This window comes from Pelomonas parva (assembly GCF_043555835.1).
Taxonomy (GTDB): Bacteria; Pseudomonadota; Gammaproteobacteria; order Burkholderiales; family Burkholderiaceae_C; genus Pelomonas; species Pelomonas parva.
In genome coordinates, this window is the sequence record NZ_JBIGHV010000007.1 from 228,355 (window position 1) to 243,701 (window position 15,347).

The 15,347-nt window shown below is 65.3% G+C and carries 14 protein-coding genes; 7 read left to right on the plus strand and 7 right to left on the minus strand.

Going from position 1 to position 15,347, the window contains the following annotated elements:
- Positions 1–75: 75 nt before the first annotated feature.
- The gene (locus tag ACG00Y_RS19455) at positions 76–771 is read left to right on the plus strand and encodes a DNA/RNA non-specific endonuclease (protein WP_394481945.1); all 696 of its coding nucleotides are present in this window, start codon (positions 76–78) and stop codon (positions 769–771) included.
- Positions 772–795: 24 nt separating this feature from the next.
- On the opposite strand, the gene ACG00Y_RS19460 is transcribed toward ACG00Y_RS19455, so the two are convergent.
- The 5 genes from ACG00Y_RS19460 to imuA form a co-directional block, all read right to left on the minus strand.
- The gene (locus tag ACG00Y_RS19460) at positions 796–1,608 is read right to left on the minus strand and encodes an NYN domain-containing protein (protein WP_394481706.1); all 813 of its coding nucleotides are present in this window, start codon (positions 1,606–1,608) and stop codon (positions 796–798) included.
- A gap of 235 nt (positions 1,609–1,843) precedes the next feature.
- The gene (locus tag ACG00Y_RS19465; RefSeq protein WP_394481708.1) at positions 1,844–2,122 is read right to left on the minus strand and encodes a hypothetical protein; all 279 of its coding nucleotides are present in this window, start codon (positions 2,120–2,122) and stop codon (positions 1,844–1,846) included.
- Positions 2,123–2,300: 178 nt separating this feature from the next.
- Positions 2,301–5,399 carry an error-prone DNA polymerase gene (locus ACG00Y_RS19470; protein ID WP_394481710.1) on the minus strand — a complete coding sequence of 1,033 codons (3,099 nt, stop codon included), beginning with the start codon at positions 5,397–5,399 and terminating at the stop codon, positions 2,301–2,303.
- Between the two features lie 8 nt (positions 5,400–5,407).
- A complete protein-coding gene (locus ACG00Y_RS19475; protein WP_394481712.1) occupies positions 5,408–6,736 on the minus strand; it encodes a Y-family DNA polymerase in 1,329 nt (442 codons plus the stop codon).
- Complete coding sequence (gene imuA, locus ACG00Y_RS19480) at positions 6,660–7,553, minus strand: translesion DNA synthesis-associated protein ImuA (RefSeq protein WP_394481713.1); 894 nt, start codon at positions 7,551–7,553, stop codon at positions 6,660–6,662. The genes ACG00Y_RS19475 and imuA overlap by 77 nt, the downstream gene beginning before the upstream one ends.
- Before the next feature lie 199 nt (positions 7,554–7,752).
- On the opposite strand from imuA, the gene ACG00Y_RS19485 reads away from it, so the two are divergent.
- Both ACG00Y_RS19485 and ACG00Y_RS19490 read left to right on the plus strand, forming a co-directional pair.
- The gene (locus ACG00Y_RS19485) at positions 7,753–8,718 is read left to right on the plus strand and encodes an SOS response-associated peptidase family protein (RefSeq protein WP_394481715.1); all 966 of its coding nucleotides are present in this window, start codon (positions 7,753–7,755) and stop codon (positions 8,716–8,718) included.
- 49 nt (positions 8,719–8,767) lie between these two features.
- Complete coding sequence (locus ACG00Y_RS19490) at positions 8,768–9,022, plus strand: hypothetical protein (protein ID WP_394481717.1); 255 nt, start codon at positions 8,768–8,770, stop codon at positions 9,020–9,022.
- A gap of 148 nt (positions 9,023–9,170) precedes the next feature.
- On the opposite strand, the gene ACG00Y_RS19495 is transcribed toward ACG00Y_RS19490, so the two are convergent.
- Together ACG00Y_RS19495 and ACG00Y_RS19500 are read right to left on the minus strand one after the other, a co-directional pair.
- Complete coding sequence (locus ACG00Y_RS19495) at positions 9,171–9,401, minus strand: helix-turn-helix transcriptional regulator (protein ID WP_394481719.1); 231 nt, start codon at positions 9,399–9,401, stop codon at positions 9,171–9,173.
- Positions 9,402–9,508: 107 nt separating this feature from the next.
- Complete coding sequence (locus ACG00Y_RS19500) at positions 9,509–9,742, minus strand: helix-turn-helix domain-containing protein (RefSeq protein WP_394481721.1); 234 nt, start codon at positions 9,740–9,742, stop codon at positions 9,509–9,511.
- Positions 9,743–9,860: 118 nt separating this feature from the next.
- Here ACG00Y_RS19500 and ACG00Y_RS19505 point away from each other — a divergent pair, with 118 nt between their 5' ends.
- The 4 genes from ACG00Y_RS19505 (at position 9,861) to ACG00Y_RS19520 (ending at position 15,317) form a co-directional block, all read left to right on the plus strand.
- Positions 9,861–10,649 (plus strand): transposase, encoded by a 789-nt coding sequence (locus tag ACG00Y_RS19505; protein ID WP_394481723.1) that lies wholly within the window; start codon positions 9,861–9,863, stop codon positions 10,647–10,649.
- A gap of 32 nt (positions 10,650–10,681) precedes the next feature.
- On the plus strand, positions 10,682–11,167 hold the full coding sequence (locus ACG00Y_RS19510; protein ID WP_394481725.1) for an RNA polymerase sigma factor: 486 nt from the start codon (positions 10,682–10,684) through the stop codon (positions 11,165–11,167).
- Positions 11,164–12,225, plus strand: coding sequence for a FecR family protein (locus ACG00Y_RS19515; protein ID WP_394481727.1), 1,062 nt, complete (start codon positions 11,164–11,166; stop codon positions 12,223–12,225). The genes ACG00Y_RS19510 and ACG00Y_RS19515 overlap by 4 nt, the downstream gene beginning before the upstream one ends.
- A 74-nt stretch (positions 12,226–12,299) precedes the next feature.
- On the plus strand, positions 12,300–15,317 hold the full coding sequence (locus ACG00Y_RS19520) for a TonB-dependent receptor domain-containing protein (RefSeq protein ID WP_394481729.1): 3,018 nt from the start codon (positions 12,300–12,302) through the stop codon (positions 15,315–15,317).
- Positions 15,318–15,347 lie beyond the last annotated feature (30 nt).

The window sequence follows — 15,347 nt, forward strand, 5'->3', positions numbered from 1 at the left end:
ACTGACTCCGTGCGCGGATTTCCAAACCGGCTCCGGCCTCTCGCGATCCTGATCCTTGCGTTGCCGGCGTGGGCGATGGCTTCCAAGTCCTCGCTGGAAGCAGCGCGGCTGCCGACATCGTTTGCTCAGTGCCCGCAGTTCTTCCTGGGACAGAAGTCTCCTGCGTTGCAACCCGGACCTAAGCTGCGGGAACTCTGCTTTGATGGCTTCGCCGTGTTGCATAGCGGAGTGACGAAGACACCTGTGTTCTCGGCGCAGCGCCTGAACAAGAGGGCCCTGGGTGGCGTCAAGCGCCAGCGTTCAGATCGCTTCTTTGCCGATGCGCGCCTGCCACGCTCGGAGCGCGCGGAGCTCGATGATTACAAGCGGTCCGGGTACTCCCGCGGGCACATGGCGGCGTCGGGCGACATGGCGACTGAAGAAGCGATGGCCCAGTCGTTCTCTCTGGCCAACATGGTCCCCCAGTCGATTCGCCACAACTCTGGCGCCTGGTCGAAGATCGAGCAGGACACGCGCAAGTACGTCCAGCGAGCAGTCGGGGATGTCTATGTGGTGACCGGCACCGTGTTTGGCGACGGCGGTGAACGGATCGGCCCCAATGGGGTCGCCGTGCCCAGCCATCTGTTCAAGCTAGTCCACGACGCGCAGACCGGGCAGACATGGGTGCACTGGCAGGCCAACCGCGACGATGAGAGGCCGTCCAAGCCGATCAGCTACGCAGAACTGGTGCGCCGGACGTCCGTCGAGTGGTTGCCGATGCGGACTCGATAGTCGCGGTGGTCCTGACGGCCAAGGTCAGCGCAGGCGCAACATGTGGTCGGACTCGCCCTTCTTGACCTCGACAACCGAGTCCAGCGCTTTCACCATCTCGGCGAAGTTGGCGTGTCCGTGGTCTTTGGGGTCAAACGTCGGGTCTAGACGTTTGACCATGTGCCAGGCGGAGCCTTTGTTGACCCAGGGCTCTCCCTTCGCTTCGGCCAGTAGCCGCACTGCGCGCTGCAAGATTTCGGCGGCCGGGTCCGCCGGTGGCCGCGTGATGGCCTTCTCACCCACCGCGATGGGGACGTCGAGCACGGGCGCTGCCACCAGGGTGTCGTAGTAGCGGAACTCGTGACAGCTCTTCGCCCAGTGCCGGTTGGTGTTCTTGCGATTGCCGATGCCGATGAGCGTCCGTCCAGCGGCCTTGATCTTCTGCGCGACTGGCATGAAGTCACTGTCGCCGCCGATGACGATCACCGTGCCGATGTGGGGGAAGCGCGCGATGTCTTCTGTCGCATCCAGGCACAGCTTGATGTCCGCGCCGTTCTTGGCAGCGGCGCCGGGTGGGAACAACTGGATCAGCTCAACGGCGCTTTGCAGCAGGGCGTCGCGGTAGCGGCCGAAGAACTGCCAGTTGCCGTACGCCCGATTGATGGCCACGGGGCCGAAGGAGGCGCTTAGTTCGACGAGGGCCTGCACATCGATCAGCGGCTCCTGCGGCTTGAATCGGTTGTCCTGCCTGGCGTACGTGCCTTCGCCATGCTTGGCGTCAATCAAGCCGGCATGAAGATTCTCGAAGTCCCAGTACAACGCGACCGAGGCGTTGTCGTCCCTGTTGCTCGTGCTCATGGCATTCCTTCCCTTTTGTCGACCATCCTAGATGGCGACGGGAAGCTGGGCGGCTGTTTGGTGCGTCCGCGGTTGCAATGGCCGCGTGGGTGCCGCGTGGGCGCTAGGGCCTGGCGGCACTTTGCGCCACCCGCCGCTTCGGGTACAAGAAAGGGCTTGCTGCGCGAGGCAGCAAACCCGATGCCATCGGGTTGATGGGACCCATGGCGACTGCGGGGTGCGTTCGTGTGCGCGGTCAGGCGGCCGTTGCCAGCTCCTGGCGCCTCAGCTGCAGCGAGCTGTGGCTGTCGTTTTGGCTGGCCATCGCGGCCTCGTGCTGGAGCCGTCGCGCGTTGGACAGCTCAAGCGTCCGGGTCAGCTCGGGATATGCCGCGATGCGGCGGCGCGCTTCGTTGATGGCCGGCGCGAGCTCGGGGCTGACCCGGACCTGGTGCGACAGGTAAGCATCGTGGCGATCCAGGAGGACGGTCCACCAGGCCACGATGCTGTCGGGGTCGTTCAGGTTCAGAAGCATGCTGGTACTCCATGGGCGTCGGGGCTGCCGTACTGACACCGGCCGCGATCGTCAGCAATTGCTGGCGGAACCGCCGCTCGCGGCTGCGGCAACAGGAGGCTGATGGCGGCAGTTGCCTCAGCTGCCTCGGTGCGTAGGATTCGGTCCAGCGAGCGCCGCACGCTTGGTCTGCATCAAACTAACGAAACTCTCTTCTCTTCGTCTTCAAGCCCCCCAGCAGCGGCGTCAAGTCCTCCAGATGCCCCGCGATCAGGTTGCTCACGCCGTCCACTCGCTGCCAGGTGCCTCTCACCGCCAGAAGTCGCGAGCTCAGCGTCTCCTGGCGCTGCCGCTCCCAGATGGCCTTGTGCACGATCACCTGCACCTCGCCGGTCTCGTCCTCCAGCGAAATGAAGATCGTCCCGTTTGCAGTTTCGGGTTGCTGCCGCGTCGTCACGATCCCGCACGCCTTCACGGCGCGCCGGTCGGGAGCTGCCTCAAGCTCCGCCGCAGTCATCAATTGCCGCTCCTGCAACTGCGGGCGCAGCAGCGCCAACGGATGACGTCTGAGCGTCAGGCCCAGCGACTCGTAGTCCTTGACGATGGCCTCTCCTTCAGGAGCCTCGGGCAATTCCAGGTAGTCCTCGTTGACCGGGGCGCCTTCCAACAGCGGCGGCGCCGCACGCAGTGCCGCGGCGTCCCAGGCCTGCTGTCGCCGGTGCCCGCTCAGGCCCATCAACGCGTCACCGGCGGCGAGCGCCGTCATCTGCTGATGGTTCAGCCCCGCGCGCAGCGACAGATCCTCGGCACTCTCGAACGGCGTTTCTTCCCGCGCCTTCGAGATTGCCAAGGCCGAGGCTTCCTGCAAGCTCTTCACAAGCCGAAGGCCCAGACGCACCGCCATGCCCGACCCCGTCTCTTCGAGCTTGCAGTCCCAGTCGCTCCAAATCACATCCGGCGGCAGGACCTTGACGCCGTGGCGCTTGGCGTCCTGCACCAGCTGGCTCGGCGAATAAAAACCCAGCGGCTGCGCGTTCAGCATCGCCGCCAGGAACTCCATCGGATGGTGAAGCTTCAGCCAGCAGGACGCGTAGACGAGCAGCGCGAAGCTGGCCGCATGGCTCTCGGGAAAGCCGTACTCGCTGAAGCCCTTGATCTGGTTGAAGATGGCCTCGGCGAACTCGCGTTGATAGCCACGGGCCGTCATGCCGTCAACGATCTTGTCGTAGTGCTGCTGCAAGCCGCCTTTGCGTTTCCAGGCCGCCATGTCGCGGCGCAGCCGGTCAGCCTCTCCGCCTGAATACCCGGCCGCCACCATCGCGACCTGCATGACCTGCTCCTGGAACAGCGGCACGCCGAGCGTGCGTCCGAGCACGGCCTCCAGTTCCTTGCTGGGGTAAGTCACCGCCTCTTGCCCCTGCCGCCGCCGCAGGTAGGGATGCACCATCTGCCCCTGGATCGGCCCCGGCCGGACGATGGCGACTTCAACCACCAGGTCATAGAAGCAGCGAGGCTGCAAGCGTGGCAGCATCGACCGCTGTGCCCTTGACTCGATCTGGAACACGCCGATGGTGTCGGCCTTGCAGATCATGTCGTAGGTGGCCGGGTCCTCGGCAGGGATGTCCTGCATCTGGAAGTCGAAACCGCGGGTCTGGCTCACGAAGTCCAGCGCCTTGCGGATGGCCGTCAGCATGCCCAGGCCAAGCACATCGACTTTCAGGAGGCCAGCGGCGTCCAGATCGTCCTTGTCCCACTGGATGACGGTGCGGTCCGGCATGCTGGCGTTCTCGATCGGCACGAGGCGCGTCAGCGGTCCGTTCGTCAACACAAAGCCGCCAGGATGCTGGGACAGGTGTCGGGGCATGCCGATGAGGTCTCGCGTCAGCTCAAGCAGCTGCCGCACCGCGAGGTCCTCGATGTCGAGGCCGGCCTCTCGCAGCCGGTCAGCGTCGATCACGTTGCCGTCCCACCATTGGTGCGAGGCGGCCAGGCGCTCCAGTTCGTCAATGTCAAAACCCAGCGCCTTGCCCACGTCCTTGATGGCGCTCTTGACCCGGTAGGAGATCACCACCGCGGCGAGCGCCGCACGGTTGCGCGTGTACTTGCCGTACAGGTACTGGATGACCTCTTCGCGCCGCTCATGTTCGAAGTCGATGTCGATGTCGGGCGGTTCATTCCTCTCTTTGGATAAAAAGCGCTCAAAGAGCACATTCATGCGGGCCGGGTCCACCTCTGTCACGCCGGTGCAATAGCAGACCACCGAGTTCGCGGCCGACCCCCGCCCCTGGCAGAGGATGTGCTGGCTGCGCGCGAACTGCACGATGTCGGCGACAGTTAAAAAGTAGTGCTCGTAGTGCATCTCGGCGATCAGGGCCAGCTCACGCTCGATCTGCTCGGTGACCGAGGCCGGGATGCCCCCGGGCCAGCGCCGGCCGGCGCCTTCGTAGGTGATGCGCCGCAGATAGCTGCCCGGCGTCTCGCCGTCCGGCACCACCTCTGACGGGTACTGATAGCGGATCTCGTCCAGGGAGAACTCGCACCGTGCGGCTACCTGGAGCGTCTGCGCCATCAGATCGGCGGGGAAGGTGCGGGCGAGCCGCCCCCGCGTGCGCAGGTGGCGTTCGGCATTGCGGTCCAGCGCCCGGCCGCATTCGGTCAGCGGTTTGCCCAACCGGGTCGCCGTCATGACGTCCATCAACGGCTTGCGGCTGCGCACGTGCATCGTCACGTCGCCGACAGCCACCAGCGGGATCTCCGTCTGCGCGCTGACCTCGCGCAAGCGCGCCAGCCGCACCTCGTCATCGCTGAGCTTGAGCAGGTCCAGCCCCAGCCAGGCCCGCCCCATGAAACGGCCCAGCAGCCAGCGCGCCAACCCGATCAGCGCCTCAGGCTTGGCACGGCGCTCCGGGCAAGCAACCACGACACAGTCGTCGAGATCGTTCGGCCCGAAGTCGTCGGGCGTGGCCGAGTACGTGCCCTTCTCCGAGCTGCGTCGCAGCTTTGAGATCAGCTGGCAGAGATTGCCGTAGCCGTTGAGATTGCAGGCGTAGACGACGAGGGTGTGAGCGAACACGCAGTCCACCTGGAACTGGCTGCCGACCAGCAACTGGATCTCGTGCTCCTTGGCCGCGACATGGGCGCGGACGATGCCGGCCATCGAGCACTCGTCGGTGATGGCAATCGCGGTGTAGCCCAGGGACTTGGCGCGCTGCACCAGCTCTTCCGGCCAGCTGGCAGCCTTCAAGAAAGAAAAGTTGCTGAGGACCCTCAGCTCCGCGTAGCCCGGCAGCGTCGTCATGCTCGCGCTCAGGCGAAGTGGCCATGTAGGAACCACGCGATGCGGCCGTCGGCATCCTGGGTGTTGAAGATGGACAGCACGCCGGCGTTGTCGGACTGGGCGATCCAGTAGTCCCGCACCACATTGCGAGTGGCCGAGGTGCCGGGCAGCCGATCCCACCAGCCTCCTTCAACGCGGTCGGGGCCGATCAGCAATGTCAGCGGACCCTCGTAGTGCGGGCGGTGGTTGATGACCGCCAGTTCAAGCGGGGCCTCCAGCACAAAGGTGGGCTCGGGCTGTTCGGGTACCGGCGCCGGCGTGCGCTTCTTCTGCTTGGCCAGCGGCGTCCAGTGAGTCATCCACTCCATGCGGTGGTCATCCACCAGCACCGGCTGCAGCACGCTCTTCGGTCCGAGGCGCGCGGCGATGCGCTCGAGGACCAGGTACAGCGATTCGCCCGAACCCAGGCTCTCGGGCAGCAGCGATGCGCTCTGCTCGGTGAGGGCTTGGACGCCGATCGCATCGATCTTCAGCTCGCCGACCGGGGCCAGCAGATCCTGCTTGGCCAGGTGCTCAGCCAGCAACCTCACGAAATGCTCCAGGTCTCGCAGCACCTCGGCCGAGCGGATCGTCACTTCACCGCCGTCGCCTGCGTCCTTGGCGCGCATCGAATCGTGAATCCACCGGAACCGAAAACCGACCGCACCAGCATGCCGGGAGGCCAGCCAGCCGCACATCTGCATGAGCAAGGGCCGGGCGTACATCAGCAGCGCCGGCGCATGGTCCTCCCGGGCAGGCAGCTCGATCCGAGCCGAGAAATCCTCGGGGATGGTCTCGTACCTGAAAACCTCGGCACGCTGTCCGTAGGCCTGGTCCAAGGCGGCGAGCAATGCGGTCCCGAACCGGCGGCTGACCTGGGCGCGCGGCAGCCGGCGCAGTTCACCGAGCAAGGTGATGCCCGCACAGGACAGCGTCTCCTCATAGGCAACGGCTGCGGTCAAGGCAGCCAGCGGCAGCTCGTCGATTACCGGTTGCAGCAGGCGGCGCCCAAGGTCGAACACGCCGCAACGCGCCATCACGAGCGCCGCCATCGCCGTCGGCGCCCACCCGATGCCGACGACGCCCACGTCTGGCGCTTCCGCACTGACGCGCTCCTTCAGGGCTTCCAGCCCCTTGAACAGCCGCAGGCTGGATTCCACCTCCATCGCGACGGCGCAGCCCTCCACGACAGCCACGCGGGGCGTGAACTGCAGTGACCACAGCACCAGGCCGCGCACGCCGTCAGAGGCTGGCGACGCGCTCGAGGACTTCTCGGGTGAGATCGCTGGGATCGAGGTAAGCAGAACGACCCACAACAACGTGGTTCTCCTTGGTTGGCTTCAGGGCGCTGGGCCGGCGCGTGCGAGGGGTCAGGACGTGTTCGATGCCACCCGGCACCGAGCTCAGCTGCAGTGGCACCTCCTGAGCTGGCCCCCTGCGCTTCACGATCTGCACCTCGATCTGCCAGTCCACCAATGGCCTGGACACGATGCGAAGAGGAGCGGGCGAGGGGTCATGGCGGGCGACCAGGGGCCTGCAGATGAAAACCAGCCCTTCGCAGGCCTGCGCCAGCACCTGCAGGCGCCTCAGCTGTTCCGGCCGGGCTTGCGGCATCCATGCCACGACGGCTGCAGCGGCATTGGCCCGGAGCAACTGTTCCGTCGCCCAAAGCCGTTGCGACGGCGCGCCTGCCGCCACCCAGATCAACTGCTGCTCTTCGATCCCCAGGTGTCGCACGCCGGGCAGGTGCAGGGGCTTGGGCGGACCCACAACGACGACGGCCCGACCGCCCTTGAGCAGCGGGCGCAGCGACGGTCCGATGAGACGCCATTCCTGCACCGACGGCTGGGGCTGCAGGATCTCGATCAGGCAGCCGCAGGGCCAGCCGCCTTCAGGGATCTCCGCGTCCAGCGCAGCAAAGCCGGTGCTGACGGCTGCCGTCCTCGCATGGCCCAGCTGGTCGGCCCGCCAGACCGAATCGATCAGTGCGTCGGGAAGCAGACACGCTGGCCCGGCGGCGTTCTGTGCAGGCGCAGCCAGCGCGACGGGCTCGAGGGCCGCGTCGTGCCTTTCGCAGGCAACAGAAGGACTTTGCAGCGAGGACAGCAAGTCCTGCTGCACCGGGTGGGCAGACATGGGGGTGTGGCGTCAGCGGGGTTGGCGCGGCTCAAACTTTTGTTGAAAGACTGTTTATTTATACAGTACACCACAAGGCGACACGCGTCCAGCAGGCGGGTCACCGACTCGGGCGCCGGCGGTCGTCCTTCACGTCACGCGCCCTGCGTGCATCGATGTGCGATAACGGCGTCTCCCCATCTGCAGGGGCAGTTCATCCATGTGCTACTCAGCCCAGGTCCGCGCCAACTACCGCGACTACGTCCGCCTGTTCGGGGCGCACCTCAGCATCAAGGAGTTCGTCCAACTCTTCTTCAACCGGCAGGAGGCCAAGCTGAAGGTTCCGAAGGCCGTGGAAGCGGCGTTCGAGGGCGAGGCCACCACGCCCGAGGAGCAGGAGGTCAAGCGCCTCATTGAGGCCTTCAAGGGCGACCGGGCGATGGCGCTGGAGAAGGAATTGTTCGCCCAGCGCAAGCGCCTGGCCGATGCCGAGCGCATCGCGCAGTCGAACCTCAAGCCGGCGAAGACCGTGCTGGACAGCCTGCGCATCGCGCCGTCGAAGATTTCCAAGGCGCGGCTGGATCTGGAGGATCTGCGCAGAACGGATCTGCTCGACCGGGACTCGCGCATCTTCCCTGGCGTGTATGCACCCGTGATGGTCGTCCGCGACGGCCAGCGCGTCGTGCTGCCCATGCGCTACCAGTGTCGGCCCGCCGGTCGGCCGGCCGCGTATGACATCGAATACCCCGGGACCTACAACGCCCGCCGCGACAACCTGGAGCGGTTCTGGAAAGGCCAATTCGGCTACACGCACGGCATCCTGCTGGTGGACACGTTCTACGAGAACGTCAAGCGCCACGACATGGAGCATCGCGCGCTCGGGCCCGACGAGAAGCCTGAGAACGTGATCCTTCGGTTCCAGCCCAATCCGCCGGAGCTGATGTACATCGCCTGCCTGTGGTCGCATTGGAAGAAGGACGGTGAGCCGGACTTGTTGTCCTTTGCCGCCATCACCGACGAGCCCCCGCCCGAGGTGCGGGATGCGGGGCACGATCGCATGATCATCCGTATCAAACCTGAGCATGTGGATGCCTGGTTGAACCCCGACCCGAAGAACCTCCAGGCGCTGTACGACATCTTCGATGACCGTGCGCCTGCCTACTACGAGCACCGCCTGGCTGCGTAACGGAACTGCGCACTGCTAGTCTGTCAAGACAACGCTACGAGCAGCCGCCATGTCCTCCCGTACCAGCCGGACCACCTTGACCGAACGTGGGATGCAGATCGCGGAGCGGCGCATTCCTGGGCTTGCGGCCAAGGCAGGCCACGAGGCCTACTGGACCACGCTGAGGCACGCGGGTGCCGTCACGGTGAAGACCGCCAGCGGGCAGGTCGTTGAGCGCAAGCGCGACGGCAGCTTCACGGTCATCAAGGATCTGCCCGTTGGCAAGCGCGTCAAGCCGGGCACCATCCTGAAGCGTGTCAAGTAAGCCGGCCAACGACGCACCGGCGGCCGGCCGAGGTCACTGATTTCGAGACCATCCGGCTGGAAGCCAGCGACATCAGTCCCTGGTTTCTCGAGACCGAGCTGTGGAAGGCCTTCTCTTGAGGCTGGCGCGCTTCATGCGGCTGACTGTGTCACGCCTGAAGCAGAGCGCAGATGTCGACGCCAAGTGCAGCGGCAAGCCGCTCAATGTTGTCCAGAGATACGTTCCGCTCGGCCCGTTCAACCGATCCCACATACGTGCGATGTAAGTCTGCCAGTGCAGCGAGCGCCTCTTGCGACAGACCGCGTGCGGCACGGTGCTCGCGAAGATGGCGCGCGAGTCGCGCCCTCGCTGATGCAACCTTTTGACTACGCCCTGGCATGGAGCGCAGGTTCGCTTTGAGATGACTATGGGTCTACAGACTTAAAGTAGCATCTCTCGCTCCTGCGCGACTTACGTCGTGATCGGAGGACGATCACCGGTGTGCAATCAGCCGGCGGCAAGCAGCTCGCAGATGTCGACGCCGAGAGCCGGCGCTAGACGCTCGATGTTGTCGATGGAAACGTTTCGCTCCCGGCGCTCAACTGAGCCGACGTAGGTTCGGTGAAGCTCAGCCCTGGCGCCAAGTTCCTCCTGAGAGAACTTTTGGACGTCTCGAAGCTCGCGGAGCCGGCGGGCTAGTCGCCCCCTTGCTTCTCCGCCATTTTTGCCCCTGGTTACCATAGGGGTAGATTCCCCGGTTGATGACTTTGGGTCTACAGACTTAAAGTAGCATCAGCGCGGACAGGATTGCCTTCCTTTGGGATGCCCTACCGTGCCGAGCAGTGGAAGTGGCACGCAAATGGACACCGAGCGTCGATTGGAATCAGACAACGGTCATCGGTTCAAAGTGCAGGATCGGCCGCTCTGTCGCGGGTACCGCATCGTGGTCGTCACCGAATCGCATGCCGATGTTCACTTTGATGATGGAACCCTGGAGCTGAGTCTTGGTTGGGCGCTTGGCTGCCTGCCCAACACTGAGGCAGAGGTTCTTGGGCTTTGGGTTCAGCCGGCCGCGAGTGGCAACGTCATTCGTGACCTTCGCGAGCGCGGTGCTGAGCGCATCGCAATGGTGATCGATGCAGGCTGGCCTTCGGCCGCAGCGGAGATGCTGAGCGCCTACCCCCGAGCCCAGCGAGCACCCTCGACCGAGCATTTCGTTCGGCGCGCCACGGAGCCGCTGAAACGCAGGCTGCGAGCTGCTGCCGCCGCAGATCTACGTGCGGCCATCAGCGGTGGCGGCGAGGCGGCCCTTCTCGGTGCGATCCAGTCGGTGTTGCCGGCCACGGATCAGGCATCTCGCCTGGGTGAGGCGCAGCAGCTGCGTAAGTCGCTCGCCGAGCTCTCCGAGCAAGACCGGCGCTTCGTCCTGGCCGCCGACCGAACGGCTACGGTATTGCTCGAAGAACTGGCGCGCGCCGTGCAACGAAACGGTTACTTCTTGAATCAAGATGCCGCGCTAGAGTTCGTGGCAAAGGCGCTATTGGGAGCCGAGCGCAGGATGGATCGGGAGCGTGCCGCCATGGCAGCGCAGGCTGGAACTCTGCGAGCTGCTTCCCAGCGCTGCCTGGCTGTGTCCAGGGCTGTCTGACCCATACCGTCGCTGCGATTGCGGTTTCTCAGATGATCAAGGATCTGCCAGGCGTATTCTCCCGGGTGAGGTCCGCGCTGATGAGGCGCGGCCAGTCGCGAGAGGACGCAGATGACTTGGTGCATGACGCCTGGATCAAGTTGGCGTCCTTCTCCCTCACGCAGCCCGTCGAACAGCCCGAGGCATTCTTGATGAGAGCCGCGCTGAACCTTTCGATCGATGCCCACCGAGCCCAGGCGGTTCGCGGCGAGCAGGTGTCGCCCGACGATGTGGTGATCATTGATGGTCGCCCCAACGTCGACGACGTGGTGCTGGCCCGGGAGCGGCTGGATCGCCTGAGCGAGTGTCTGGCCCGGATGAACGAGACGACGCGCAAGATCTACCTGGCGCACAAGGTCGATGGGGTGAGCTATGCGGAGCTGGCGAAGCAGTTCGGCATGACGAGAAGTGGCGTTGAGTGGCACATCTCGAAGGCGGTGATGTTGACGGCGAGCCATATGGAGGGCTGGTATCCATGACGCCTGAGCGCACGGATACCCCCGGTGGCAAGGAAACCAGACCCAAGGTGACACCGGCCATCGCCGCTGAGGCAGCGGTCTGGGTGACGCGCCTGCACGGCCCCGACCGGTCGCAACAGATGGAGCGCGACCTCCGCGCCTGGCAGGCACAGTCGGCGGCGCATCAGGAGGCTTTCGAGAAATGCACGGATGCATGGCTTGATGTCGAAAAAATCAAGCTTTCGACGGCCTATGAGACCCTGTCTCGCCGAAATCCATGGCAGCCGGGGGGGGGATACAGGGGCAAGCAGCGGTGGGCCGCCATGGCTGCGTCAGTGGCAGTCCTGGCCGTCGGCTTGTTCATCGGGCAGCAGTGGTGGGACGAAGGCGCATTCCGCACAGATGTCGGCGAGCAGCGCGTCGTGATGCTGGAGGACGGCACACGCATGATTCTCAACACCGACACCCGCTTGCGGGTGAGCTTTGGCACCCGGCAGCGCACGGTGAACGTGAACAGCGGGGAGGCGATTTTCGAGGTCGCCAAGGACTCGACGAGGCCTTTTGTCGTTCGTGTGGCGGGTAGTGAGGTGGTGGCCGTCGGGACGGCCTTCTCGGTCCGCTATGGCGCGGCCGTCGCCGATGCCCCCCGTGAAGTCGCTGTCACCCTCATCGAGGGGCAGGTCAGCGTTCGGGCTGCGCCGGGAGCTGGCGGTGAAGGTATTGCACCAGCCAGCCCCATCCTGATGAAGCCAGGAGAGCGACTGCGCCTGGACATGGCGCCGAGCGCGACGTCGACTGTCGTGCCGAAGGTGGACCGGCCCAACGTTGAGCAGGTCACGGCCTGGAAGCGCAGCGAAGCAGTCTTCGACGCGACCGCGTTGTCCGAGGCCGTGGCGGAAATGAACCGCTACAGCCGAACGCCGATCGTGTTGGTCGACAAGTTGGCGGACTCAAATCTGCGCGTGAGCGGTCTTTACCGGACCGGCGACAACGTTGGATTTGCCAATGCGGTCGCCAGTTTGCATGGCCTGACCCTGAAAAATGACGGTGGACGATTGGAGCTCCGAAAAGCAGAGTAGGGCATCCACTGGCCGTTGGGCACTCGACTGAATCGTCATCTTGTTGCTAGCCATCAGCACAACAAGGACATCAGATGAGACGGCCCACCCACCAGAGATTCCCCAGCCAGCGAGGAGCGCTCGCGTACAGCGCCTGGTTTTGCATCGCCTTAGGCGCCAGCTTCGCCTGCGCTGCAGAGCCCGCCAAGACAGCGCGTTACGTATTCGAGCAGCCGTCCCAACGGATGTCGGAGGCTCTGCTCTCGATCGCTCGCCAGACCAGCGCGTCGGTGCTGTTCGACCCGGATGCCGTTGTGGGGCGCGTCGCGCGGCCCGTTTCCGGCAAGCTCTCGCCGATCGAAGCGGTCGCTGCCGCCGTGAAGGGGACCGGCCTCATCGCCGAGCTGAAGGCCGACGGTGGGATTGTCGTCAAGCCGGCCCCGCCGGGCGCCACGTTGCCTGCCGCCCCTGCGAGCAGCGGGCCGGTCATGGTCCCGACGACCGGGCGTGGCGAAGCTGCAGGCGCGCAGGAACAGCGGCGCCTCAGCGTGGTGTCGGGCAACGGAGTCGCCGACGAGGCCCAGGCGCCGAGCGGCGGCACAACCGAACTCATGCGGATTGAGGTCACTGGCTCCCGCCTGCGCCGCGTTGAGGGCGAAGGCCCGGCACCGGTGAACGTCTACACGCGGGAGGACATCGCGAAGAGCGGCCAGCCAAACCTGCAGCGATTCCTCGCATCGCTGACCGAGGTGTCGGCATCGTCAGGCGAGGGTGGTTTCAGCAACACGCTGGGGCAAGGCACCGTGCAACTGCGCGGCCTGCCCTTGGGCTCAACGCTGGTGCTCATCAATGGTCGGAAGGTGCAGGCCGTGGGGTCATCCTTCGGCAACGTGTTCAACCTGAACCTCATTCCCGTGGCGGCGATCGAGCGCGTCGAGGTGGTGCCGCAGGGTTCGTCCGCCGTGTACGGCGGAGATGCGCTGGCCGGCGTGGTCAACGTGATCTTGAAGAAGTCGATCAACGGCCAGTCTTTCGCTGTCAGTGCGGGCAAGGGACGCGGCTTCGATGACCACAGCGTGTCGGTGGCCACGGGCCGGCGTGATGCCGACAGCCAGTTTCTGCTGATGGGTTCTTACAGCCGTTCGTCGCCGCTGTCGATGAGGCAACGAGAGTTCTTCCTGGACGCTGACTATCGCCGCATGGGTGGCGTGGATGGGCGCCAGGGCCGCTGCAGCCCGGGCACGGTGCGTAGCGTCTCAGGCAATTTGCCAGGGCTGAGCTCAGGCATTGCAGCCATCCCAGCCAATGCAGGCCAGTCATTGACGGCGTCCGACTTCCTGGCGACCGCTGGCACGGAGAACCTGTGCAACCTTTACGCCACGGGCAATGGTGCCGCGCTGCTGTATGGCTACAAGACCTTGTCAGTCCACGCGCTGGGGGAGCGCAAGTTGCTCGGAAGCTGGTCTGCCTTCACCGAGGTTACGCATGTCAGGGATCGCATGGAGGGCGCGGAGCGCGGCATTCTGATTTCAGGGCTGACGGTGCCGGCCACGAACGCCTTCAATCCCTTCGGCGTTGACGTGAGGGTCTCGACGGCCCTTGGCGCCGAGAACGGCACTGACGGCCTGGCCAGGCAGACCAACTTCACGCGAGCCCTGGCTGGCGCCAGGGGCGAGTTGGGCGAGGGCTGGGATGCGGAGGTGGTGCTGTCGACGGCCAGCGACAGGGGTGGTTCGCAGGTCTGGAACGACCGTGTGAATTCGACTGCCCGGGCCGCTGCCCTCGCATCGTCTGATCCGGCCACTGCGCTGAATCCGTTCACGTCGGGCCGGGCGGCCAATGACGCGGTGCTGAGCCAGATCTGGTCGGACTCCATCAGGCGTAGCGTGGGCCGCAAAGACCAGGTCAGCGCGCAGGCCCGAGGACCGCTGATCGATCTGCCCGCCGGCCCGATCGACGTCGTCGTGGGTGCGGAGGCGGCGCGCGATGAGTACAACGTGACGACCTCGGAGGTGATCGACGTCAAGCGCAGCAGCTCGGCAGCCTATGTCGAGGGGAGGGCGCCGCTGCTCCGTTCCAGCAACGAAGGTGGCGGCCGGTGGGACCTTGCCGCGTTGACATTGGCCGCACGGCGCGACCACTACAGCGACTTCGGCTCGGCGAACACGTTCCAAGGCGGCATCGAACTTCGACCATCGCGGAACCTGTTGATCCGCGGATCCGCCGCGACCTCGTTCAAGCCGCCGACACTCGTTCAGACCAACTACGCCGACACCATCTACGACGCATCGATCTTCGGCCTGGTCGACCCGTCGCGTGGTGGTGAGGCGATCAACTCGGGAACGGTTGTCCAAGGGCGTAACCCGGTCCTGATGCCGGAGCGTGGCCAGGCGCGGAGCGTCGGAGCAGTCTGGGAGCCCGAGGGTGGACTCGGCACGCGGCTGAGCGTCACGCACTGGCAGACCCGCATCCGGGACATGATCGGCGTGATCCTGCCGCAGACGGTGTTGGACGCGGAGGCAACGTTTCCCCAACTCGTGACACGCGGACCGGCGGTGAACGGACAGCCCGGCGCCGTCACCAGCGTCCAGTACACCGAGGTCAACTTCGGTCGAGTTGACACGGCGGGCACGGACCTGGACCTGGCCTATGTGTGGAAGACGCCGGCAGGCAAGCTGACGCTGTCTGGTGGCACGAGCCATACCAGCAGGTACACCGTTCGGCTGACGCCTGGAGCGGCCGAGGAAGACCGGCTGGGCCGCCGCTTCAGCGACTACTGGGCGCCCCGCTGGAAGGGCCGTCTCGGTGTCGGCATCGATCAAGGAGCCTGGAGCCTCGGCTTGACCAGCCGCTATCTCGGCAGGTACCTGGACCGCGGCACCAGTGACCGCCGTCTGGGCGCCTACTGGTTGCACGACCTGGCCGGCACGATGGACCTTAAGAAGATGTGGCCGGAGCTGCTGCCCGGCTCCAAGGCCGCATCGCTTGGATTCAGCGTTGCCAACCTGGCCAATCGCCTGCCGCAGTACGCGGACCGCACGCCGTACTACGACGTGACGCAGGCGGACTGGCGCGGCCGATACCTCACCGTGCGGCTGACCCTGGACTGGTAGTCCGCCTCCAGCCTGAGCCGCCCGATCTGG